At 69.8% G+C, this 20,808-nt stretch carries 20 protein-coding genes; 11 read left to right on the forward strand and 9 right to left on the reverse strand.

What is annotated here, in order from left to right; genetic code table 11:
* Positions 1 to 102: 102 nt before the first annotated feature.
* Complete coding sequence (locus tag ACGFNP_RS17435) at positions 103 to 948, forward strand: bifunctional methylenetetrahydrofolate dehydrogenase/methenyltetrahydrofolate cyclohydrolase (protein WP_358330174.1); 846 nt, start codon at positions 103 to 105, stop codon at positions 946 to 948.
* Positions 949 to 958: 10 nt separating this feature from the next.
* Here the strand turns inward: ACGFNP_RS17435 and ACGFNP_RS17440 are convergent, their stop codons facing one another.
* Genes ACGFNP_RS17440 through ACGFNP_RS17460 form a run of 5 tightly spaced genes read right to left on the reverse strand, consistent with a single transcriptional unit; the run spans position 959 to position 5,999 of the window.
* Complete coding sequence (locus ACGFNP_RS17440; RefSeq protein ID WP_393319524.1) at positions 959 to 2,791, reverse strand: thiamine pyrophosphate-dependent enzyme; 1,833 nt, start codon at positions 2,789 to 2,791, stop codon at positions 959 to 961.
* Positions 2,788 to 3,558: an ABC transporter ATP-binding protein gene (locus tag ACGFNP_RS17445; protein ID WP_393319527.1), complete on the reverse strand. Its 771-nt coding sequence runs from the start codon at positions 3,556 to 3,558 to the stop codon at positions 2,788 to 2,790. Before ACGFNP_RS17445 ends, ACGFNP_RS17440 begins: the two co-directional genes overlap by 4 nt.
* Positions 3,551 to 4,333 (reverse strand): ABC transporter permease, encoded by a 783-nt coding sequence (locus tag ACGFNP_RS17450; protein ID WP_393319530.1) that lies wholly within the window; start codon positions 4,331 to 4,333, stop codon positions 3,551 to 3,553. The genes ACGFNP_RS17445 and ACGFNP_RS17450 overlap by 8 nt, the downstream gene beginning before the upstream one ends.
* Positions 4,297 to 5,064, reverse strand: coding sequence for an ABC transporter permease (locus tag ACGFNP_RS17455; RefSeq protein ID WP_393319532.1), 768 nt, complete (start codon positions 5,062 to 5,064; stop codon positions 4,297 to 4,299). The genes ACGFNP_RS17450 and ACGFNP_RS17455 overlap by 37 nt, the downstream gene beginning before the upstream one ends.
* On the reverse strand, positions 5,061 to 5,999 hold the full coding sequence (locus tag ACGFNP_RS17460; RefSeq protein ID WP_393319535.1) for an ABC transporter substrate-binding protein: 939 nt from the start codon (positions 5,997 to 5,999) through the stop codon (positions 5,061 to 5,063). Before ACGFNP_RS17460 ends, ACGFNP_RS17455 begins: the two co-directional genes overlap by 4 nt.
* Before the next feature lie 98 nt (positions 6,000 to 6,097).
* Between ACGFNP_RS17460 and ACGFNP_RS17465 the strand changes: the two genes are divergently transcribed.
* On the forward strand, positions 6,098 to 6,871 hold the full coding sequence (locus ACGFNP_RS17465; RefSeq protein WP_358330157.1) for an IclR family transcriptional regulator C-terminal domain-containing protein: 774 nt from the start codon (positions 6,098 to 6,100) through the stop codon (positions 6,869 to 6,871).
* On the opposite strand, the gene ACGFNP_RS17470 is transcribed toward ACGFNP_RS17465, so the two are convergent.
* Entirely contained in the window at positions 6,872 to 7,777 is a 906-nt protein-coding gene (locus tag ACGFNP_RS17470; protein ID WP_358330154.1) for a MurR/RpiR family transcriptional regulator, read from the reverse strand.
* On the reverse strand, positions 7,762 to 9,165 hold the full coding sequence (locus ACGFNP_RS17475; protein WP_393319539.1) for a glycoside hydrolase family 3 protein: 1,404 nt from the start codon (positions 9,163 to 9,165) through the stop codon (positions 7,762 to 7,764). Before ACGFNP_RS17475 ends, ACGFNP_RS17470 begins: the two co-directional genes overlap by 16 nt.
* A 118-nt stretch (positions 9,166 to 9,283) precedes the next feature.
* On the opposite strand from ACGFNP_RS17475, the gene ACGFNP_RS17480 reads away from it, so the two are divergent.
* Together ACGFNP_RS17480 and ACGFNP_RS17485 are read left to right on the forward strand one after the other, a co-directional pair.
* Positions 9,284 to 10,813 (forward strand): glycoside hydrolase family 10 protein, encoded by a 1,530-nt coding sequence (locus ACGFNP_RS17480; RefSeq protein ID WP_393319542.1) that lies wholly within the window; start codon positions 9,284 to 9,286, stop codon positions 10,811 to 10,813.
* A gap of 16 nt (positions 10,814 to 10,829) precedes the next feature.
* Positions 10,830 to 11,930 (forward strand): anhydro-N-acetylmuramic acid kinase, encoded by a 1,101-nt coding sequence (locus tag ACGFNP_RS17485; RefSeq protein ID WP_393319545.1) that lies wholly within the window; start codon positions 10,830 to 10,832, stop codon positions 11,928 to 11,930.
* 13 nt (positions 11,931 to 11,943) lie between these two features.
* Here ACGFNP_RS17485 and ACGFNP_RS17490 read toward each other — a convergent pair whose 3' ends face one another.
* On the reverse strand, positions 11,944 to 12,594 hold the full coding sequence (locus ACGFNP_RS17490; RefSeq protein WP_358330142.1) for an FHA domain-containing protein: 651 nt from the start codon (positions 12,592 to 12,594) through the stop codon (positions 11,944 to 11,946).
* A gap of 181 nt (positions 12,595 to 12,775) precedes the next feature.
* On the opposite strand from ACGFNP_RS17490, the gene ACGFNP_RS17495 reads away from it, so the two are divergent.
* The 6 genes from ACGFNP_RS17495 (at position 12,776) to ACGFNP_RS17520 (ending at position 17,497) form a co-directional block, all read left to right on the forward strand.
* Complete coding sequence (locus tag ACGFNP_RS17495) at positions 12,776 to 13,897, forward strand: citrate/2-methylcitrate synthase (protein ID WP_393319548.1); 1,122 nt, start codon at positions 12,776 to 12,778, stop codon at positions 13,895 to 13,897.
* Positions 13,894 to 14,184, forward strand: coding sequence for a DUF3017 domain-containing protein (locus tag ACGFNP_RS17500; protein WP_358330136.1), 291 nt, complete (start codon positions 13,894 to 13,896; stop codon positions 14,182 to 14,184). Before ACGFNP_RS17495 ends, ACGFNP_RS17500 begins: the two co-directional genes overlap by 4 nt.
* Positions 14,185 to 14,237: 53 nt before the next feature.
* Positions 14,238 to 15,452, forward strand: a complete 1,215-nt coding sequence (locus tag ACGFNP_RS17505; RefSeq protein WP_393319551.1) for an NADP-dependent isocitrate dehydrogenase — start codon at positions 14,238 to 14,240, stop codon at positions 15,450 to 15,452.
* A 201-nt stretch (positions 15,453 to 15,653) separates the two neighbouring features.
* Complete coding sequence (locus ACGFNP_RS17510) at positions 15,654 to 15,851, forward strand: hypothetical protein (RefSeq protein ID WP_358330129.1); 198 nt, start codon at positions 15,654 to 15,656, stop codon at positions 15,849 to 15,851.
* 9 nt (positions 15,852 to 15,860) lie between these two features.
* Positions 15,861 to 16,265, forward strand: coding sequence for a type II toxin-antitoxin system VapC family toxin (locus ACGFNP_RS17515; protein ID WP_393319554.1), 405 nt, complete (start codon positions 15,861 to 15,863; stop codon positions 16,263 to 16,265).
* A gap of 194 nt (positions 16,266 to 16,459) precedes the next feature.
* On the forward strand, positions 16,460 to 17,497 hold the full coding sequence (locus ACGFNP_RS17520) for a polysaccharide deacetylase family protein (protein ID WP_393319557.1): 1,038 nt from the start codon (positions 16,460 to 16,462) through the stop codon (positions 17,495 to 17,497).
* Here the strand turns inward: ACGFNP_RS17520 and ACGFNP_RS17525 are convergent.
* Complete coding sequence (locus ACGFNP_RS17525) at positions 17,472 to 18,608, reverse strand: saccharopine dehydrogenase family protein (protein WP_393319561.1); 1,137 nt, start codon at positions 18,606 to 18,608, stop codon at positions 17,472 to 17,474. The two genes, ACGFNP_RS17520 and ACGFNP_RS17525, sit on opposite strands and share 26 nt — an antisense overlap.
* Positions 18,609 to 18,810: 202 nt before the next feature.
* On the opposite strand from ACGFNP_RS17525, the gene ACGFNP_RS17530 reads away from it, so the two are divergent.
* On the forward strand, positions 18,811 to 20,763 hold the full coding sequence (locus ACGFNP_RS17530; protein ID WP_393319564.1) for a serine/threonine-protein kinase: 1,953 nt from the start codon (positions 18,811 to 18,813) through the stop codon (positions 20,761 to 20,763).
* The last annotated feature ends 45 nt before the right edge of the window (positions 20,764 to 20,808 follow it).

Here is a 20,808-nt window from a genome sequence, read left to right on the forward strand (position 1 = left end):
CTTAAAGGACATATAGGCGGCGACGTCACCATATGCTGTTCCAAGATCCATGACAACGATGTCATCGCTGCCTCCTGCGAACTCGTGGAAGGATTGCGAGACATGAGCGCAGTGAAACTCGACGGCAAGGCGACCGCAGCCAGGATCAAGGCCGACCTCACGACGCGGGTGGCCGCGCTCAGGGAGCGTGGCATCACCCCCGGTCTCGGCACCGTGCTGGTCGGCGACGACCCCGGCAGCCAGATCTACGTGGCGGGCAAGCACCGCGACTGCGCCGAGGTCGGCATCTCCTCCATCCGCGTGGACCTCCCCGAGGACGCGACCCAGGCCGAGGTCGAGGCGGCCATCGACGAGCTCAACGCCTCGCCGGAGTGCACCGGCTACATCGTCCAGCTCCCGCTGCCCCGCCACCTCGACACGATGGCGCTGCTGGAGCGCATGGACCCGGCCAAGGACGCCGACGGCCTCCACCCGGTCAACCTGGGCCGGCTGGTCCACATGGTCGACGCGCCGCTGCCTTGCACGCCGCACGGCATCGTGCTGCTCCTCCAGGAGTACGGCGTGCCGATCAAGGGCGCCGAGGTGGCCGTGGTCGGCCGCGGCATCACGGTGGGCCGCTCACTCGGCCTGCTGCTGACCCGGCGCAGCGAGAACGCCACGGTGACCCTCTGCCACACCGGCACCCGCGACCTGGCCGCCCACGTCCGCCACGCCGACATCGTGGTGGCCGCCGCCGGAGTGCCCGGCCTCATCACTCCGGCCATGGTCAAGCCGGGCGCGGCCGTGCTCGACGTGGGCGTCTCACGGGTGGACGGCAAGATCGCCGGTGACGTGGCCGCCGAGGTGGCGGAGGTGGCGGGCTTCCTGACCCCCAACCCCGGCGGCGTCGGCCCGATGACCCGCGCCCTCCTGCTCTCGAACGTGGTCGAAGCCGCCGAACGCGCCTGACCCACATGCGTTACGGCTGGAAGTCCGCGTCCACGCCGACGGTCACATCGAGCAGCAGAGGCTCCTCGCGGGCCGCGAGCGTGGGCACCACCTCGTCGAGCACCGCCGCGAGCTCCTCCGCCGTGTCCACCCGCCTGGCCTCGCAGCCCAGCGACCGGGCCATCCCACCCATGCTGACCTCGGTGAACGCGGGCCACGGCGCCTTGCCGCCCGCCTTGTCGGCCAGCCGGTCCATGACCGCGTACCGGCCGTTGGCGAGCACCACGAACAGCGCGCCCACCCGGTAGTGCGCCGCGCTCCACAGCGCCTGCACGCCGTACAGCGCCGAGCCGTCGCCCACCACCGCGACCACCGGCCGGTCGGGCAGCGACATCCGCAGGCCGACCGCCGCCGGTAGGCCGAACCCCAGCCCGCCCATGGCCGCCGACACGAAGCCGAGCGGATTGCGGGCCGGGACCAGCCGGTGCAGGTCAGGGCGCGACGACGGGGTCTCCTCGACGAGCACCGCATCGGCCGGGAGCCGCCTGGCGAGCTCGTGCAGCACGTATGCGGCGCGCAAGCTGTCCCCTGCCAGGGGCAGCACGTGCGTGGCTTGCGACCCGTCGCCTGTCAGGGGTTGCCCGTGCGTGGCTTGCGACTCGTTGCCTGTCAGGGGCGGCGCGTGGGCGGCGGGCGTGGGCCGTACCGGGGCCGGTCTGGCCGGGACGAGCGCGGCCAGGCGCTCGCAGACGGTGGACGGGGCGGCGAGGTAGGCCAGGTCGGCGGGGCTGCGGTGCGCCTCGGCCGGGTCGTCGGTGACCAGCGCGACCGTGGTGCCGGGCTCGACCAGCGGCCCGGTGTCGAACGGGTACTGGCGGAAGACCGGGGCTCCCACGGCGAGCACCACGTCGTGCCCGGCCAGCGCCGCGCGCAGCCGGGTGCGATCGGCGGGCAGCACCCCGGCGTACTGCGGATGGTCCTGCGGGAACCCTGCCATCGCCCCGAACGACTCCTGCCAGACCGGACACCCCAGCCGCTCGGCGAGCGCCACCACCGCCGCCCAGCCGACGTCCCGACCACCTGAGTCCGCGAAGGGAGCTCTCCCACCGGACGCGCCTGTAGGGCTCGCGCCCAAAGTGCCCGCACCTGAGAGGCCCGCGCCTGACGGGCCCGCGCCTGACGGGCCCGCGCCCAAAGTGCCCGCGCCCGAGAGGCCCGCACCTGACGGGCCCGCGTCAGCGGTGCCCGCGCCCGCGACGATCGCCGGCGAGCGGGCCCCGGACAGCAGTTCGACCAGGGGTGCGAGTGACTCGTCCGGTACGGCGGCAGGCCGCAGCAGGCGTGCCGGCGCCGCGATCGTCTCGGCCTCGAACGGCGCCGCCCAGTCGTCCATCGGCACCACCACCAGCGCGGGCCCCCGGAAGGTGATCGCCTCGTGGTAGGCCCGCGCCACGGCCCCCGGCACGTCCTGGGGCCGCGCCGGTTCGTCGACCCGCACCGGATAGTCCCCGGCCAGCCCGGCCAGCCGCCCGGTCAGGAACGGTTCCAGCGCCAGATGGCGGCGGTCCTGCTGCCCGACCAGGATCACCAGCGGCACCCGGTTGGCCCGCGCGGTGGCGATCGCGCCGATCGCGTTGCCCAGACCCGCCGCGGTGTGCAGGACGGCCAGCGCCGGAGCCCGGTGCCCGATCGCCCACCCGGTGGCCATGCCGACCACCGACCCTTCGTGCAGGGCGAGCACGAACCGCAGGTCATCGGGCAGCCCGGTCAGCAGCGCGACCTCGGTCGAGCCCGGGTTGCAGAAGATCGTGGTCAGCCCGAAACGCCTGAGCACGTCGAACGTGGCGTCCCGAACCGTGCTCATCGGGCCTCCCTGGCGCGCTGGATCCGCTCGTAGATGTGCCCGCGCAGTTCGCCGAAGCGCGGCAGCGACCGCGTGGTGAGCTGGTCGCGCTGGGCGGGCAGGTCGATCTTCAGATCTTCCATGATCACTGTCGGTGACGACGATAACACGATCACGCGTTGTCCCAGGTAAACGGCCTCGTCGATGTCATGCGTGACGAACAGTATGGTCACCCCGAGGTCCCGCCAGAGCGCCAGGATCAGGTCCTCCAGATCGGCCCTGGTCTGCGCGTCCACGGCGGCGAACGGCTCGTCCATCAGCAGCACCTGCGGCTCGTACGCCACCGCCCTGGCGATCGCGACCCGCTGCTGCATGCCGCCGGACAGCTGCCATGGGTGCGCGTCCGCGGCGTCCGTGAGGCCCACCGCCTCCAGCGACCTGTGGACCAGCTCCAGGCGGCGCGGTGTGGGTATCCGTTTCTCCTTCAGCGGCAGCTCGACGTTCTGGCGCACGGTCATCCAGGGGAACAGGCTCCGTGCGTACTCCTGGAAGACCACGGCCATGCGCGGCGGCGGTCCGGTGACCGGCACTCCGGCCACCCGCACCTGGCCGCCGGTGATCGGCAGCAGCCCGGCGACGGACCGTAGCAGCGTGGTCTTGCCGCAGCCGGAGGGCCCGACCACGCACACCAGCTCGCCCGCGCCGACGCTGAAGGTCAGCGAGCGGATCGCCTCGACGCTGCGGTTCGGGCTCTCGTAGACCTTGCGCAGCTCCGCAATCTCAAGCACGGGCGGCTCCAGCGCCGTAGTACCAGGAAAGGACCCGCCGCTCCACGAAGCGGAAGAGCAGCGACAGCGTCAGCCCGATCAGCCCGAGCAGCAGGATGCCGCTCCACATCTCGGCGATCTGGAACTGCCGCTGGAACAGCACGATCGTGAACCCGAGCCCGCTGGAGCTGGCGAACATCTCGCTGATGACCATGAGGATGATCCCGATGGACAGCGCCTGCCGCAGCCCGGCCATGATCTGCGGGCTGGCCCCGCGCAGCACGAAGCGGCGCAGCCGGGTGGCGCCGTGCACGCCGTACATCCGGCAGGTGTCGGCGAGCACCGCGTCCAGCGCCCGTACGCCTTCCACGGTGTTGAGCAGGATCGGCCAGACGCAGCCCGAGACGATGACCAGCACCTTCATCGGCGTGTCGATCCCGGCCAGCAGCATGAGCAGCGGCACGAGCACGGGCGGCGGGATCGCCCGGAAGAACTCCAGCACCGGCTCCAGCGTCGCGCGCAGCCGCGGCGACAGCCCGATCGGCACCCCGAGCCCCACGCCCAGCACGGTCGCGAGCGCGTACCCGGCGAGCAGCCGCCCGATGCTGGGCAGCACGTCGTCGAACACCCGCGCCGAGAACCAGGTCTGCCCGAACGCCCGCGCCACCCGTAGGGGATCTGGCAGGTAGAACGATCCCCCGCTGACCAGCCACCAGCCCAGCACCAGCAGCACGGGTAACCCGAACAACCTGGCCACCTTCACGGGCCGGCCTCCGATCGCATGGCGGGATGCCACGACAGCACCCGGCGCTCCAGGAGCCGCACCGCGGCGTTGACCCCGATCCCGACGAGCCCGGCGAGCACGATGAGTGCGTACACCGTGGGCACGGCCCCGCTGTTCTGCGCGACCTGGATCTCCGCCCCGAGCCCCGGACTGCCGATCACCAGCTCCGCCGTGACCGCCAGGATGAACGCCACCGCCGCCGCCAGCCGCAACCCGGTCATGACGTACGGCAGCGCGGTCGGCCAGACCAGATGCCGGACCCGCGACCAGGACGACAGCCCGTAGGACCGGGCGGTGTCGTCGGCGACCGAGTCGACCGCCGCCACGCCGTACAGGACCTGGATGAGCACCTGCCAGAACGAGGCATAGACGACCAGCAGCAGCGTCGAGCCGAGCGAGGGACCATAGAGCAGCGTGGCCAGCGGGACCAGCGCCACCGAGGGGATCGGCCGCAGGAACTCGACCGTGGAGCGGGTCGCGGCCCGCAGCCCGGGGACGATCCCGATGACCACCCCGGCCACCACCGCCAGGCAGAACGCGATCGTGAGGCCGAGCGCCCAGCCGAGCACGGTCTCGCCCAGCGCGAACCACAGCTCGGCCGTGACCAGCTGGCCGCCCAGCGTGCCGAGGATGCGCGAGGCGGGCGGCAGGAACCGCTCGTCCACCAGCCCGAGCCGGGGCACCGCCTCAAGCAGCACCAGCAGGCCGCCAAGCCCCGCGAGCCCGTACAGAAGCCGCCTCACCGCACCAGCGCCGAGACGTCGACCTTGTCCTTGAGGATGCCGTCGGCCAGCGCGAGGTCGGCGATGGTCTGCACGGACGCCTTGTTCACCTCGGCGGGCCACTTGGGCAGATAGATCTTCGCGATCACCTCAGGGGAGATCTTGGTGTAGGTCTTGAGCACGTCCCTGACCTCGTCGGGGTGGCTGTCGGCGTACTCCAGCGACTTGCGGATGGCCGCGGTGAACCGCTTGGTCAGGTCCGCGTCGGTCTTGCCGGTGGTGAAGTACATCGCCACGGTCAGGTCGGGGGCGGCGTCGGCGAAGTTCCAGGCCACGGCGCGGGCGCCCTGGCTCAGCGCCTGGCTGACGAAGGGCTCGACCACCCAGATGGCGTCCACGCGGCCGGCCTGCAGCGCGGCGGGCGCGTCGGGGAAGGCCAGCTCGACGAACTGGATGCCCGACGGGTCGCCACCGGCCTTGCGTACTGAGGCCCGTACAGTCGTGTCGCCGATGTTCTTGAGCTGGTTGACCGAGATCTTCTTGCCCGCCAGTTCCTTGGCCGACCTGATCGGGCTGTCGTTCTTCACCAGCACCGCGCTGAAGTCCTTGCCCTGCTGACCGGTCGAGGAGACGCCGTTGGCGACCACCCGCACGTCGAGCCCCTGCTGCTTGGCGGTCAGCAGCGAGGTGGTGTTGGCGAAGGCGAACTGGAACTGCCCGCTGACCGCGCCGGAGATCGCGGCGGCGCCGCCCTGGACGGGAGTGATCGTCAGGTCGATGTTCTGCTCGTCGAAGAAGCCCTTGGCCTTGCCCAGGTGGATGGGCGCGGTGTCGACGATCGCGATCACGCCGGCGGTGACCTTCGTCTTGCCCTGGTTCGTCGTCGCCGGCTGAGAGGAGCCGCCGCACGCGGCTGTGAGGAGGAGGACGGCTAAGACCACGAGAGTGCGAGACACGTTGTCTCCAGTTGTTCGCTATGCGCACAGATATTCTCTGAACGAACACCCCGTATCGTGGAAGCTACGCCTTTGATGACCTATGTTCAAGGATCGTCATGGTTGATCACGTACAGTCGCTGGCCCGCGGTCTCGCGGTGATCCGCGCGTTCAGCGCCACGGCGCCCGAGCTGACGCTGAGCGAGGTCGCCCGCGCGACGGACCTCAGCAGGGCGGCGGCCAGGCGGTTCCTGCTCACGCTCGCCGACCTCGGGTACGTGCGCTCGGACGGGCGGCTGTTCTCGCTCACGCCCAGGGTCCTGGAGCTCGGCTACGCCTACCTGTCCAGCCTCTCGCTGCCCGAGGTGGCCGATCCGCACCTCGAACGGCTGGCCGCCGAAGTGCACGAGTCGGCCTCGGTCGCCGTGCTCGACGGCGCGGACGTCGTGTACGTGGCGCGGGTGGCCACCGCGAGGATCATGCGAGTCACGATCAACATCGGCACCCGGTTCCCCGCGTACTGCACGTCCATGGGCCGGGTGCTGCTGGCAGCGCTCTCCCCGGAGCGGCTCGACGCCTACCTCGGCTCGGCCGAGCTGCGCGGGCTCACCGCGCGGACGATCACCCAGCCGGCGGCGCTGCGGGCCGAGCTCGACCGGGTGCGCGCGCGGGGGTGGGCGATGGTCGACCAGGAGCTGGAGGAGGGGCTGCGGTCCATCGCCGTGCCGATCCGCGACCGTTCCGGGCGGGCGGTGGCGGCGGTGAACGTCTCGACCCACGCAAGCCGTACGACGTCGCAGCAGGTCAGGCGGGACCTGCTGCCGCCGCTGCTGGCCACGGCCGCCCGGATCGAAGCGGACCTGGCGGGCGTAGCGCGGAGCACCGTGGACTGATCAGCGGCGACGGTAGCGGTCCGTGGCCTCCTTCGTGGCGCGGATCGCGGCGTCGGCCGTGTCGTACGTGCGCTGGGCCAGCCCGACGAAGATGCAGTCGACGATCAGGAGCTGGCTGATCCGGCTGGCCAGCGCCCCCGGCCGGAAGGCGGTCTCCCGCCCCGCCGACACCAGCGTGTAGTCGGCCAGCCCGGCCAGCGACGACCGCGGATTGTTGGTGATCGCGACCAGCAGCGCCCCCGCCTCCGCGGCCGTGCGGGCCGGGTCCAGCACGTCCGGCGTCTCGCCGCTGCAACTGATCGCCACCACCACGTCGCCGTCCCGGAGCAGGGCCGCGCTGGTCAGCGCCATGTGGGCGTCGCTGAACGGATGGCTGGACAGCCCGATCCGCAGCAGCTTCTGCGACATGTCGGTCGCCACCAGTCCGGACGCCGCCACGCCGTACACGTCCACCCGCCGGGCCGCGGCGATGGCCGTGACGATCTCCCCGAGCGGTTCGGGGTCGAGCTGCGCCGCCGTGTCGGCCAGCGCCTCGGACTCGGCCCGCGCCACCTTGGCGATGACGTCGGTGAGCGGGTCGTCGGGGCCGAGGTCGCCGGGCACCAACCGTTCGGGCTGCTTGGCCACGGCGGCGGCCAGGGCGAAGCGCATCTGCGAGTAACCGGTGAAGCCGAGCGCCCTGGCGGTGCGTACGATCGTCGCCTCGCTCGTCCCGGACACCGCGCTGAACTCGGTGATCGTGCTCCGGACCACCACGCCGGGGTCGGCGAGGATGATGCGCGCGATCGCCTGCGCGGCCGGGGTCAGCGACGGGAACACCGCACGGACGGCGGAGACCGGGTTCGACGGCTCGTTCATGCGCCCGTCCGTCCCATCGAGCGGCGCCCCGGTCACCGGGTCAGCCATTCGGCGGCCGCCTGTGCCGAGACGCGGGAGATACCGTGCGTGACCAGGTGCGCGGCTCCGGCGGGCGCCGCGGGGATGCCGGTGTCCACGACGATCACCTCGGGCCGCACCTGTACGGCCCGCGCCACCGTCTCCCGCACCCAGGAATGCCGGGCGGCGTCGTGCACCACGAGGACGACCGGCCGATCGTCGAACGGCGGCAGCTCGCCCTCGGGTTCCATCTGGACCCGCTCGGTGCCCGGCAGCAGCGCGCCGAGAGCCGCCGTGATGCCGGTCGGCGTCGAGGGGTCCACGGCCTTGTTGAGGCGCGTGTTGACCTCCACGACCAGCGGCGCCCGGGTCAGCGAGGCCGTTCCCGTGGTGGTCAGCGCGGCTCTGGCGGCGTCCAGGCCGACGCCTCCGTCGACGTCGGCGCGGGCCTTCTCGCGCAGGGCCGACTGCCGGTCGTACCAGCCGGACAGGGCGAGCACCCGGGCGGCGGCCTCGGCCAGGCGCTCCTCGGAGAGCACGCCCGCCCGGACGGCGGCCACGATGGCGTCGCGGATCTCGTACAGGCTCCGCTCGGTCGACAGGCCCACGCAGATGGCGTCGACGCCCGCGCCGAGCGCGCGGACCGCGATCTCGCCGGGGGTGAACATCGCGGCCACCGCCCGCATCTCGATCGCGTCGGTGACCAGCATCCCGTCGAAACCGAGCTCGCCCCTGAGGAGCTCGGTCATGACGGTACGGCTGAGCGTCGCGGGCATCGACGGATCGAGGGCGGGGACGAGCAGGTGGCCCGACATGATCGAGCGCACCCCGGCCTCGATCGCGGCCCTGAACGGCGGCAGGTCGCGCTCGGCCAGCAGCTCACGCGAGGCGTGCACGGTCGGCAGCGCCAGGTGCGAGTCCGTTACCGTGTCACCGTGACCGGGGAAGTGCTTGGCGCAGGCGGCGGCCCCGGCGCCCTGCACTCCGTTGACGTAGGCCACGGTGTGGCGGGAGACCAGGTCGGCGGTCGGGCCGAACGAGCGGACGCCGATCACCGGGTTGGCCGGGTTGGCGTTGACGTCGGCCGAAGGCGCGTAGTTGAGCGTGATGTCGGCTTCGGCGAGCATCCGGCCGATCTGGCGGCCCACCCGCTCGGTCAGGGCCACGTCGTCCACCACACCGAGCGCCCGGTTGCCCGGGAAGGAACTGCCGGAGGTGACCTCCAGGCGGGTGACCGCCCCGCCTTCCTCGTCGATCGCCACGACGGCGCCCGGGTTCTCGGCGCGAAAGCGCTGGACGAGCTGCTCCCCGGGCTCGTTGCGGGCGAACAGCACCAGGCCGCCGAGTCCTTCGCCGAGCGCCCTGAGCAACCAGTCGGGCGCGGACGCGCCTTCGTAGCCTGGCTGGAGCACTGTCATCGCTAGTCGGTACAGGTCAGGGGACATGTCGGCATTTTCCTTCACGATTATTGAATTGAAGGTAATTTTCTGTCATCGTCGCCCTCGACACAACCACTTCCGAGAGGCCATCCCCCACATGCCCAGCAGAAGGACGTTACTGAAGGGCCTCGCCCTCGCCGCTGCCGCCTCTGTCGTACCGCTCCCCGCCTTCGCCGCCGACTATGTGCCGCCGTTGCGCCAGATGCGCGGCATGTGGATCGCCTCCGTGGTCAACATCAACTGGCCCTCCAAGACCGGGCTGACCGTCGAGCAGCAGAAGGCCGAATATCTCGCCTGGCTGGACCTGGCGGTGCAGCGGAAGCTGAACTCCGTCTTCGTGCAGATCAGGCCGACCGCCGACGCGTTCTGGCCGTCGCCGTTCGAACCGTGGTCGCAGTGGCTGACCGGCACCCAGGGGCAGGACCCCGGCTACGACCCGCTGGGCTTCATCGTCGAGGAGACGCACAAGCGCGGGCTGGCCTTCCACGCCTGGTTCAACCCGTACCGGGTCTCGATGCAGGCCGACCCGGCCAAGCTGCACCCCGACCACCCGGGCCGCAAGCACCCCGACTGGATCCTGCCGTTCGGCGGCAAGCTCTACTACAACCCCGGCATGCCCGAGGTCCGTAAGTTCTGCCAGGACGCGATCATGGACGCGGTCACCCGGTACGACATCGACGGCCTGCACTTCGACGACTATTTCTACCCGACGAACACCACCGCCTTCGACGACAGCGCCACGTTCGCCCAGTACGGCGCGGGCTTCCCCGACCTGGCCACCTGGCGGCGCAACAACGTCGACCTCATGGTCTCGGAGATGCAGCAGCGGGTGCGCCAGGCCAAGCCGGACATCGCGTGGGGCATCAGCCCGTCGGGCATCTGGCGCAACAAGGCCAGCGACCCGCTCGGCTCCGACACCGCCGGCGGCCAGTCCTACGACAGCCTGCACGCCGACACCAGGGGCTGGGTGAAGAAGGGCTGGCTCGACTACATCGCGCCCCAGCTCTACTGGTACATCGGGCAGCCGCCGGCCGACTACGCCAAGCTCGTCCCGTGGTGGTCCGACGTGGCGAACGGCACCGGCACGCTGCTCTGGATCGGCCAGGCGGCCTACAAGGCGGGCGACCCGGCCCAGACCGCGCCCGAATGGCAGGTCCCGGCCGAGCTGTCCAAGCACCTCACCCTCAACCGGGACAATCCACCGGTCAGCGGCGACATCTGGTACAACGCCAACGACCTGCGGGCCGACCGGATCGGCTCGATCAGCACGGCCGTGGCCGACCACTACACCCGGCCCGCGCTGGCCCCGGTGCTGACCAGGCTGGCGGGCGGCGATGCGCCGCACCGGCCGGTGCTGGCGTACGCGCTGCGCAAGCATGATGGGGTGGAGGTACGCGCGGTCGCGACGGATCGGCACGAGCCCTTCCAGTTCGCCATCTTCCGGTTCCCCGGCAAGGCGGGGGCCGGTGCGTTCGCCGACGCCCGCAACCTGGTCGCGGTGGTTCCGGGTGACCGGCAGGTGCGCTGGGTGGACCCGGAGGGCAAGCGCGGGGATCACTACTACGTGGTCGCCGTCGACCGGGCCAACCGGACCAGCAAGCCGAGCAACGGCTTCCGCGTCCTTTAAGTTCACAAGGAGCACGATGCGGGTTCTCGGCCTCATCTCAGGCACGTCCCACGACGGGATAGACAGCGCGGTCGTGGACTGGTCGCTGAACGGCGGCGTGCTGACCGGCACGCTCGTCCACACCGGCGAGCGGCCGTACGAGCCCGACCTGAGAGCCCGCATCGTGGCCGCGCTGCCGCCCAGCCGGATCGACCTGGGCGAGGTCTGCGCCCTGGACACGCTCATCGGCCAGGCGTTCGCCGAAGCGGCGGCGCAGGGGCCGCCGGCCGACCTGATCTGCTCCCACGGGCAGACGCTCTTCCACTGGGTGGCGGGCGGCCGGGTGCTCGGCACCCTGCAACTGGGCCAGCCCGCCTGGATCGCCGAGCGCACCGGGCTGCCCGTGGTGTCGGACGTGCGGGCGCGCGACGTGGCCGCCGGCGGGCAGGGGGCGCCGCTCGTCTCCTACCTCGACCTGCTGCTCATGGCCGGGCTACCGGGGCGTACCGGGGCGTTGAACCTGGGCGGGATCGCCAACCTGACCGTGCGGGAGCCGGCCATCGCCTACGACACCGGGCCCGCGTGCGCGCTCATCGACGCCGCCGCCCCGCCGTACGACGAGGACGGGGCGCTCGGCGCGGCCGGGAAGGTCGACGCGGCGCTGCTGGCGGAGCTGCTCGCCGAGCCGTACTACGCGAAGGAGCCGCCGAAGTCCACGGGCAAGGAGCTCTTCACCCCTGGGTACGTCAAAGCGGACCTGCCGCAGGCCGACCTCGTCGCCACACTCACCGCGCTCACCGCGGAGACCGTGGCGGCCGAGATCCGCGGGCACGGACTCGACACCGTGATCGTCTCCGGCGGCGGTGTGCGCAATCCCACTCTCATGGGCATGCTACGCGCGCGGGTGCCGCGGACGCGGCTCGTGACCAGCGACGAACTCGGTGTGCCCGCCGACGCGAAGGAGGCGATCGCCTTCTCACTGTTCGGCTGGCTCACCGCGCACGGCCTGCCATCGACCGTGCCCAGTTGCACGGGCGCCTCGGGGGCGCGCGTCCTGGGCACGGTGACGCCGGGCTCCGGTCCACTCGCACTGCCGGAGCCCCTCGCCGTGGCACCGGTCGCGATCCGTTTCCGCTGAAGTCCGCCGCAGTCTATGAGGCCCTGCGTCCGGCGGCCGTCGGCTGTTGCTGCTCGGCCGACGTCCCCGACCGCTGTGGTGGCACCACGGGGGTCGGGCGCACCAGGCCCAGCGCGACGACCTCGTTGGCCAGCCGCGTGCGCCGGTTGGTGCCCTCAGGAATGCGGAACTTCTGGTACAGCCGCAGCAGGTGTTGCTTGACCGCGGCTTCGGTCACGACCAGGTCGTCGGCGATCTCGCGTGCGGTCGCCGGGGCGACGAACGCCTCATCCGAGAGCGCCGGTCTGCAGAGCGAGGTCAGCACATCGACCTCGCGCCTCGTCAGCTCCGGCGCAGCGGCCCTGCGCAGTTCGACCTCGGGGGCGAAGTCCTCTCGGGGGACTCCGCCGATGCGACCGCGCGCCGCTCCGAAGGAGACGACGTCGCCGTCGTCAAGCACCCTCCGGGCGATCGGCCTGCCGTTCACCCGCGTGCCGTTGCGGGACAGGCCCAGATCAACGACGTACAGGTAGGGTCCTCGCCTGACGAACTCGGCATGGAGTCGAGACACACTCGGGTCGGTCAGCCGGATGTCTGCGCCCCGGCCCCTCCCTACCGTTGTGATCTCGGGGCGCAACGGGACCACCTCGCCGGTGTCCTCGATGCGTATGAACGGCCCCTCCACGGCAGTTCCTCCCCAGGTAGCCCGCCGTAACTATTACTACAGCTCCGGCTTACCCAAACGAGGGGATGCGGAATCGCCTTTGCCATAAGGAGAATCCGGCGTGAAATTGGTCTGGACCTTCGCGGCCGGTTTTGCCTGCTCACAGGTAGACTTCGGGCGGAGATATGCGGAGGAAACACTCATGGCGGACAAGCCCACGAAAGGCCTGGCCGATGTCGTAGCCGCGTCCACAGCGCTCAGCGACATTGACGGGAAGGCCGGTCGCCTGTTCTATCGCGGATACGACATCCACGATCTGGCCGGCCGCGCGACGTTCGAAGAGACGGCCCACCTGCTGCAGTGCGGCAAGCTCCCCAACCGGGAGGAGCTGGACAGGTACGGCCAGGAGCTGATCCGGGGACGCGAGCTCGGCGCGCTGGTCTCCGCGAACATCCCGGAGATCGCCGAGAAACAGAAACCGATGGAGGCCCTGCGTAGCCTGGTCTCACTCTCCGGTGCGGACGACCCGGACAAGGACTCCATCGCTCCCGACGCGAATCACCGCAAGGCCGCCCGCCTGACCGCGCAACAGCCCCTGCTGGTCGCCCGCTACCACGCCGCCCGCAACGGCGCCGAGGTCCCGGAGCCCGACCCGGCGCTGAGCATCGCGGCGAACTTCCTGCTGCAGGTCACCGGGCGCACCCCCGCGCAGCGCGAGGTCGAGATCTTCGACACCTGCCTGGTGCTGCACGCCGACCACACCATGAACGCCTCGACGTTCGCCGCCCGCGTCTGCGCCGCGACTCTGTCGGACATGCACTCGGCCATCGTCGCCGCCATCGGCACGCTCAAGGGCCCTCTGCACGGCGGCGCGAACGAGCAGGTCATGAAGACCCTCGAATCGATCTCGCCCACCGGGGTGGCGCAGGCCGTCCGCGAGAAGCTGGCCGCCGGCGAGAAGATCATGGGCTTCGGCCACCGCGTCTACAAGACCGAGGACCCGCGGGCCACGCATCTGCGCAGGATGTCGCAGGAACTCGCCGAATCATCCGGCGACGACACCTATTATCGGATGTCCAAGGAGATGGAGGAGGTCGTCTTCGAGATGAAGGGCCTCTATCCCAATGTCGACTTCTACGCGGCATCGGTCTATCACTATCTCGGCATTCCGACAGACCTATTCACACCGGTCTTCTCGATCAGCCGCATGTCCGGCTGGACCGCGCACGTCATCGAGCAGCACGCCGACAACCGACTGATCCGCCCCGACAGTGAGTACATCGGTGAGCGCGATCAGAAGTGGAAGCCGATCGAGGAGCGTTGACGATTTCCAGGGAGAGTTGGGGGCCGTACCCGCTGATTCTGGCGGGTGCGGTCGTCGGCGTTGTCCTGATCTTCCTCGTGGACCCGCGGTGGGGCGGGTTCGCGCTGGGCGCCGCCATCATGGTGGCCGCCGCGCTCCGTTTCGCCGGGTACGGCGGGCTTGCCGTACGCAGCAAGAGGACCGACGTCATCACGCTTGGGGCGTTCGGATTCGTGCTCGTCCTTACCTCGCTGATCTTGGCGAACGACGAGCTCAAGGGGATCATCATGTCCCTTTTGGCCCGGTGACCGGGCAGTCCGATAGCCTCAATGTATCGATTCATTGAAGGGGAACCATTCGCATGCCCAAGATCAAGGTGGAGGGTCCGGTCGTCGAGCTTGACGGCGACGAGATGACCCGGATCATCTGGCAGTTCATCAAGGACCAGTTGATCCTTCCCTACCTCGACGTCGACCTGAAGTACTACGACCTCGGCGTCGAGCACCGCGACGCCACGGACGACCAGGTCACGATCGACGCCGCCAACGCCATCAAGAAGTACGGCGTGGGCGTCAAATGCGCCACCATCACCCCGGACGAGGCGCGTGTCGAGGAGTTCGGCCTGAAGAAGATGTGGCGGTCTCCCAACGGGACCATCCGCAACATCCTCGGCGGCGTCATCTTCCGCGAGCCCATCATCATGTCGAACGTGCCGCGGCTCGTCCCGGGCTGGACCAAGCCGATCGTCGTCGGCCGTCACGCCTTCGGCGACCAGTACCGGGCCACCGACCTGAAGATCCCCGGCGAGGGCAAGCTGACCCTCACCTTCACTCCGAAGGATGGCTCCGAGCCGGTCGAGCTCGAGGTCTACGACTTCCCGAGCAGCGGTGTCGCCCTGGCGATGTACAACCTGGACGACTCGATCCGCGACTTCGCCCGCGCCTCCATGCGTTACGGCCTCGCCCGTAACTACCCGGTCTACCTCTCGACCAAGAACACGATCCTCAAGGCGTACGACGGCCGCTTCAAGGACATCTTCGCCGAGGTCTTCGAGAGCGAGTTCAAGGCCGACTTCGAGAAGGCCGGCCTCACCTACGAGCACCGCCTGATCGACGACATGGTCGCCGCGGCGATGAAGTGGGAGGGCGGTTACGTCTGGGCCGCCAAGAACTACGACGGCGACGTCCAGTCCGACACCGTCGCGCAGGGCTTCGGCTCGCTCGGCCTGATGACCTCGGTCCTGATGACCCCCGACGGCCAGACCGTCGAGGCCGAGGCCGCTCACGGCACGGTGACGCGTCACTACCGCGAGCACCAGAAGGGCAACCCCACCTCCACCAACCCGATCGCCTCGATCTTCGCGTGGACCCGTGGCCTCGCCCACCGCGGCAAGCTGGACAACACCCCGGCCGTGACCGCGTTCGCGGACACGCTGGAGCAGGTCTGCATCGAGACCGTCGAGAGCGGCCTGATGACCAAGGACCTGGCGCTGCTGGTCGGCGGCGACGCCAAGTGGCTCACCACCCAGGACTTCCTGGCGGCACTGGACGAGAACCTCAAGAAGAAGATGGCCTGATTGTCGAACACGGCCTCTACCTGTGGCTACGCTGCCAGGTAGAGGCCGTTTCCGTGTCCTGGGCCGTCAAGCCTGTGGACCGGATGCGAACACGGCGGATGGTTGCCGCGTCGCCTCCAGGAGAGTGAAAGCCGGTGTCCACGAGGGCCGGGCACCGTATGCTGAGATCTACCAGCCTGCAGCGCCCCGGAGGAGGTCCTCATGAGCACACCCGACGCGGACCACCCCGCCTACACGCCGATCAGGCCTCGCTTGTCGGTCGAGGAACTGCTCGCGGCCAAGAACACCCAGCCGATCCGCTCCGTGGATGACCTCGCCGCCGACACATTCGAGTCGGACGAGGAACTGGAAGAGTTCCTGGCCTTCACCTACGCCGAGCGCCATCGAGACGTAGCCTGAACCGACGCCGTGCAACCCGTCATCTTCGACACCGACGTCGCCTCGCTGATCCACAAGCGCAAACTCACCGGCCCGCTGGCGACCCGCCTGATCGGCCGCAAGCCGCTGATCACTTTTGTGACCTTCGGCGAGCTGACCAAGTGGGCTGAAATCCGCCGCTGGGGCACCCGCAGCCGCCAGGAGCTGGCCGACTGGCTCTCCGGCATTCCGATCCTGCCCGGTGACGAGCCGGTGGCGGCGATGTGGGGCCGACTGTCGGCCGCCGGCATCCAGCGTGGACGCCCCCGCCCGATCAACGACATGTGGATCGCCGCCTGCTGCCTCACCTACGACCTGCCGCTGGCCACGCTGAACCTCAAGGACTACGAGGACTTCAAGACCCACCACGGTCTGCGCATCCTCGGCACCGACTAGCCCCGCGAGCGCGAGGCCTGGTCTACGTCGTGCTGGATCCCGACGTCATGTGAAGCATTCTCGTCGAAGGCGCCGCCCTCGGTCAGCCCTTTCCGTGTTCTCCAGAACATCTCTTGGCCGTCACAGAGCGTGGTCGAGACGATTCAATGGGTAAGAGTCCCTGGTAACAGTCACAGGCGTCCCAGGGAGTTCGGATGCGATTGCGTCTTATGAGTGGGGTGGGGCTGATCGCGGTCACGGCGGTCGTGTGCGGCTGCGGTTCGGAGCCGGCCAAGAAGCCAGTGACCACCAAGGCCGACATGGCGGCGAAGCTGCAGCAGGTCAAGGCGGCCAAGATGGCGGCCGCCGCCAAGGTGAAGGCCAACGAGCTGGGACAGATCCCGGTGCTGATGTTCCACCGGGTCATCAAGAACCCCGCGACCACTGACGACCGGACTCCCGAGCAGTTCAGGGGCGATCTTGAGCGCCTGGTCAAGGACGGGTACGTACCGATCACCGCCGCCGAGTTCGTCACCGGGAAGATCGACATCCCGGCGGGCAAGCACCCCGTCGTGCTGACCTTCGACGACTCCTCGCCGTCGCAGCTCACGCTGGACGAGATGGGCAACCTGGCGCCGGACACCGCCATCGGCATCCTGCGTGACGTGGCGGCGAAGAATCCCGGTTTCCGGCCGGTGGCCACGATGTACGTCACCCGCGACATGTTCGGCAAGACCGAGCACGACGAGCAGGCGCAGATGCTGCTGTGGCTCAAGGACAACGGGTTCGACATCGGCAACCACACACGCGACCACATCAACCTGCACTCCCGGTCGGAGAAGGAGGTCGAGGAGCAGATCGCCACCATCCAGACGATGATCACCTCCTTGGGCGCCGCCAAGCCGGTGACCCTGGCCCTGCCGTACGGGAACCAGCCGCACAACAAGAAGTGGGCCATGCACGGCAAGCTCGGCGATGTGGCCTACGATCACAGCGGCGTCTTCCTGGCCGGTTACACGCCCGCGCCCGCGCCGTTCAGCAAGTCCTTCGACCCGCTGGGCATCCCGCGCATCAGGGCCATGGACAAGAAGGGCGACTGCACGCAGTTCTGCTCCGTGGCCTGGCTCGACTGGCTGAAGAGCAACCCGGACATGCGCTACACCTCGGACGGCGACCCGGCGACCGTGGCCTTCCCCAAGTTCAAGACGCCGTTCCTGCGGTCGTCCTTCAAGACGTGGGCTCTCGCGTACTGAACGTGATGCCTGCCCGGCGCAGGCGGTCGATCAGCGGGCGGCCCATCGCGGACGCGGTGGTGACCTGGCCCGCGATCTCCGGCACGTCGTCGAAGGCCAGGCAGAGCGCCGACTCGCCGAGCATCTTGGCCGTCTCGTCGTAGCCGGGGTCGCCGCCCGCGACCTCGGTGACGACCCGCCGGCCGCCGCCCTCGCCGAGGAAGGTGATCTTGAACCAGTTGCGGGCCCGCTGCTCGGGGGTGGGCCCGTCGCCCGGCTTGACGCGGCTCGCCATCCAGTCGCGTACCGGGGGGATCTGTGCGAGAGCGGCCATGGTCCCCGCTCCCGCCGCGACCGCGAGCGCGGTGGGCAGGCCCTTGACGGCGTAGTACTGGCGGTAGGTGAAGTCGGGCCCGTAGCGGTCAAGGAGGCGGGCCGAGCGGCCGACGATCTGCGGGTCCAGGCTCGGCATCGGCAGGGCCCAGCCGCCGACGTAACGCAGCCCGCCGGGCAGGGAGCTGACCCGGCGGCCAGGTGGTGGCGGCTCGGCCGCGCGCCGCCGCGCCGCCGCGTCGAGGAGCTGCAGGGGGCGCGAGATGATCGTCATCGCGGAGGCCCGCGTGCCTCCGGACGCCCGCATCTCACTCCTCAGGAACCCGCTGACCTTGAGCGGCACGTGCTCCGGCAACTGGCCGACCGTGAACAGCACGCCCAGGTCGTAGGGGATCGAGTCGAAGCCGCACGCGTGCACGAGCTTGGCGCCCGTCGTGGAGGCCCGCCGGTGGTAGCGGACGTACATCCGGTCCACGAACTCGGCCTCGCCCGTCAGGTCCAGATAGTGCGTGCCGGCCTCGGCGCAGGCGGCCACGAGCGGCTCTCCGTAACGGAGGTAGGGGCCGACGGTCGTGACGACGACGCGCGCCTCGCGGGCGATCGCGGCCAGTGAGGCGGGGTCGGTGGCGTCGGCGACCAGGATCGGAGCGTCGATGCCGAGCCGCTCCAGCTTGGCCCGGTCCCGCCCGGCCAGCGCCCAGCGGACCTCGGGTCCGGCCGTTCTGGCGAGGTAGGACGCGGTGAGCGCCCCGGTGAATCCGCTCGCGCCGAACAGCACGATGTCGTACGAACGGGACATATTCCCGAGCCTCCCGGTGTTTCACATCACTTTGCCCGATACTGTGCTTATTCGGCGTTTCTCCCAACGATGGTGATGCCGGGTGGCCATACTGCTCCTGGCGACAAACCGTGACGTCACGAACGGTTAACGGTTCCCTGAGAGCTTACTGAGCGTCGTAAAGTTTGCGTCGTTAGGCTTTGTTTGAACGTGGGGAAGATGAATGCCGCAGATCTCGCCGCTGGTCGCCGGCGACCCCGGCCAGCTGGGGTCGTTCCGGCTGGTCGGCCGGGTTGGGGAGGGCGGCCAGGGCATCGTCTACCTGGGCGTCACCGATGAGGGTGAGCAGGCTGCGATCAAGCTGCTGCATGTCAAGTTCAGCGGGGACACGATCGCCAGGTCGCGGTTCGCCAGGGAGCTGAAGGCGGCGCAGCGGGTGGCGTCCTTCTGCACGGCCCGGGTGATCGAGGCCGACCTCGACGGCGACACGCCGTACATCGCCAGCGAGTACATCGACGGGCGCGCGCTCAGGGACATCGTCGACGACGACGGCCCGCTGCGGGGGACGGCGCTCGACCGGCTGGCGATCGGGACGGCGACCGCGCTGACCGCGATCCACCACGCCTCGATCGTGCACCGCGACTTCAAGCCCGACAACGTGCTGATCGCCGCCGACGGGCCGCGTGTGGTGGACTTCGGCATCGCCAGGATCATCGATTCCAGCGGCACCATCACCAGCCGGGCCATCGGGACGCCCGCCTACATGGCGCCCGAGCAGATCGCCGGCGACGATGTCGGGCCTTATACCGACGTGTTCGCCTGGGGGGCGGTGATCGCGTTCGCGGCCACCGGGGAGACCGTGTTCGAGGGCAACTCGATCGCGGTGGTGCTCAACCGGATCCTGAACCACGAGGTCGACGTCTCCATGCTGCCCGAGCCGCTGCGCGGAGTGGTGCGGTCGGCCCTGTCCAAGTCACCCGACGACCGGCCCTCGGCCGACCAGATCCTGCTGCGGCTGCTCGGCCAGCCCGAGACCGTCGGGGCCTCCACGGCCCTGCTGACCCGGGGTGTGCAGGTGGCCAGCGACGACACCACCCCGTTCATCAGGGTGCCGACCGGCAGCATAGGCACGGGCTCGCTGGCGAAAGCGCAGCTCATGCATCCGCCGGAGCAGTCTTCGGTGACCGGTGGCGAGCCGATCCCGTGGGCGACCGGCTCCACGCCGCCGCCCCGCGTTCAGGACACGGATCTGCCCATGCCCGCCCGGGACACCGGCCTGCCCGCGCCCGCCCAGGACACATTGCCGCGCCGCCGCCGCGCCTGGTGGTTCGCGCTGGTCGCGGCGGTCCTGCTGATCGGCGCGACGGCGGTCGTGGCGGTGCGGAACGACTGGGCGCAGCTCATGTTCGGCAAGGGCACCTCGCCCGCCCCCGTCCCGCCCAACTCCTTCACCTCGGTGGTCGACAAGGTGGCGCAGACCAAGAAGATCGTGATCGGTGTGAAGGGCGATCTCCCCGGCGTCTCCCTGGAACGCGACGGGGACTTCGAGGGCTTCGACATCGAGCTGGCCAAGCGCATCGCGCAGGAGCTCGGCGCCAAGCAGACCAAGTTCGTCAGGATCCCCAGGGCGGAGAGGGAGAAGGCGCTGGCCGACGGCACCGTGGACCTCGTGATCGCCACCTACTCCATCGACAAGAGCGACGTCGAGTTCGCCGGCCCGTACTACGTGGCCCACCACGATCTCCTGGTCAGCGACGGCGACGCGATCGACTCGATCGACGACCTCCAGGGCAAGAAGATCTGCGCCCCCGACAGCCCGTCCGTCGGGAGTGTCCAGGCCAAGGTGAAGGTCCAGCTCGTCCCGGCGACCAACTACGCGCAGTGCATGGACAAGCTCAGGAGCGGCGAGGTCGACGCGGTGCCGGGCGAGGACCTCATCCTGGCCGGGTTCGCCAGCCGCGAGAACCAGCGCTTCAAGATCCTCGGCGCCAAGCTCAACGACGAGCGCTATGCCATCGGCATCAAGACCGGAGACACGAGGACCTGCAAGGCGGCCGAAGGCGTCATCACCGCCCTCTACAAGGGTGGCGTCGTCAAGAGCCTGCTGACCCAGTATTTCCGCAACGTGGACTTCACTCCCGAGCAGGACACGCCCTCGATGAACTCCTGCGGATGACGAACGGGTAGCATCCGAAAGTCAATGATTCATCCTCCGAGTTAG

This window comes from Nonomuraea sp. NPDC049269 (assembly GCF_043197155.1).
Lineage (GTDB): Bacteria > Actinomycetota > Actinomycetes > Streptosporangiales > Streptosporangiaceae > Nonomuraea.

What these genes read in the sequence shown, in the direction of transcription:
- ACGFNP_RS17525 (WP_393319561.1), bottom strand. Translation starts at nt 18,608, where the DNA reads ATGTCCCGTTCGTACGACATCGTGCTGTTCGGCGCGAGCGGATTCACC.
- ACGFNP_RS17520 (WP_393319557.1), top strand. Translation starts at nt 16,460, where the DNA reads ATGCGATTGCGTCTTATGAGTGGGGTGGGGCTGATCGCGGTCACGGCG.
- ACGFNP_RS17435 (WP_358330174.1), top strand. Translation starts at nt 103, where the DNA reads ATGAGCGCAGTGAAACTCGACGGCAAGGCGACCGCAGCCAGGATCAAG.
- ACGFNP_RS17470 (WP_358330154.1), bottom strand. Translation starts at nt 7,777, where the DNA reads ATGGCTGACCCGGTGACCGGGGCGCCGCTCGATGGGACGGACGGGCGC.
- ACGFNP_RS17510 (WP_358330129.1), top strand. Translation starts at nt 15,654, where the DNA reads ATGAGCACACCCGACGCGGACCACCCCGCCTACACGCCGATCAGGCCT.
- ACGFNP_RS17505 (WP_393319551.1), top strand. Translation starts at nt 14,238, where the DNA reads ATGCCCAAGATCAAGGTGGAGGGTCCGGTCGTCGAGCTTGACGGCGAC.
- ACGFNP_RS17465 (WP_358330157.1), top strand. Translation starts at nt 6,098, where the DNA reads ATGGTTGATCACGTACAGTCGCTGGCCCGCGGTCTCGCGGTGATCCGC.
- ACGFNP_RS17480 (WP_393319542.1), top strand. Translation starts at nt 9,284, where the DNA reads ATGCCCAGCAGAAGGACGTTACTGAAGGGCCTCGCCCTCGCCGCTGCC.
- ACGFNP_RS17530 (WP_393319564.1), top strand. Translation starts at nt 18,811, where the DNA reads ATGCCGCAGATCTCGCCGCTGGTCGCCGGCGACCCCGGCCAGCTGGGG.
- ACGFNP_RS17495 (WP_393319548.1), top strand. Translation starts at nt 12,776, where the DNA reads ATGGCGGACAAGCCCACGAAAGGCCTGGCCGATGTCGTAGCCGCGTCC.
- ACGFNP_RS17475 (WP_393319539.1), bottom strand. Translation starts at nt 9,165, where the DNA reads ATGACAGTGCTCCAGCCAGGCTACGAAGGCGCGTCCGCGCCCGACTGG.
- ACGFNP_RS17485 (WP_393319545.1), top strand. Translation starts at nt 10,830, where the DNA reads ATGCGGGTTCTCGGCCTCATCTCAGGCACGTCCCACGACGGGATAGAC.
- ACGFNP_RS17440 (WP_393319524.1), bottom strand. Translation starts at nt 2,791, where the DNA reads ATGAGCACGGTTCGGGACGCCACGTTCGACGTGCTCAGGCGTTTCGGG.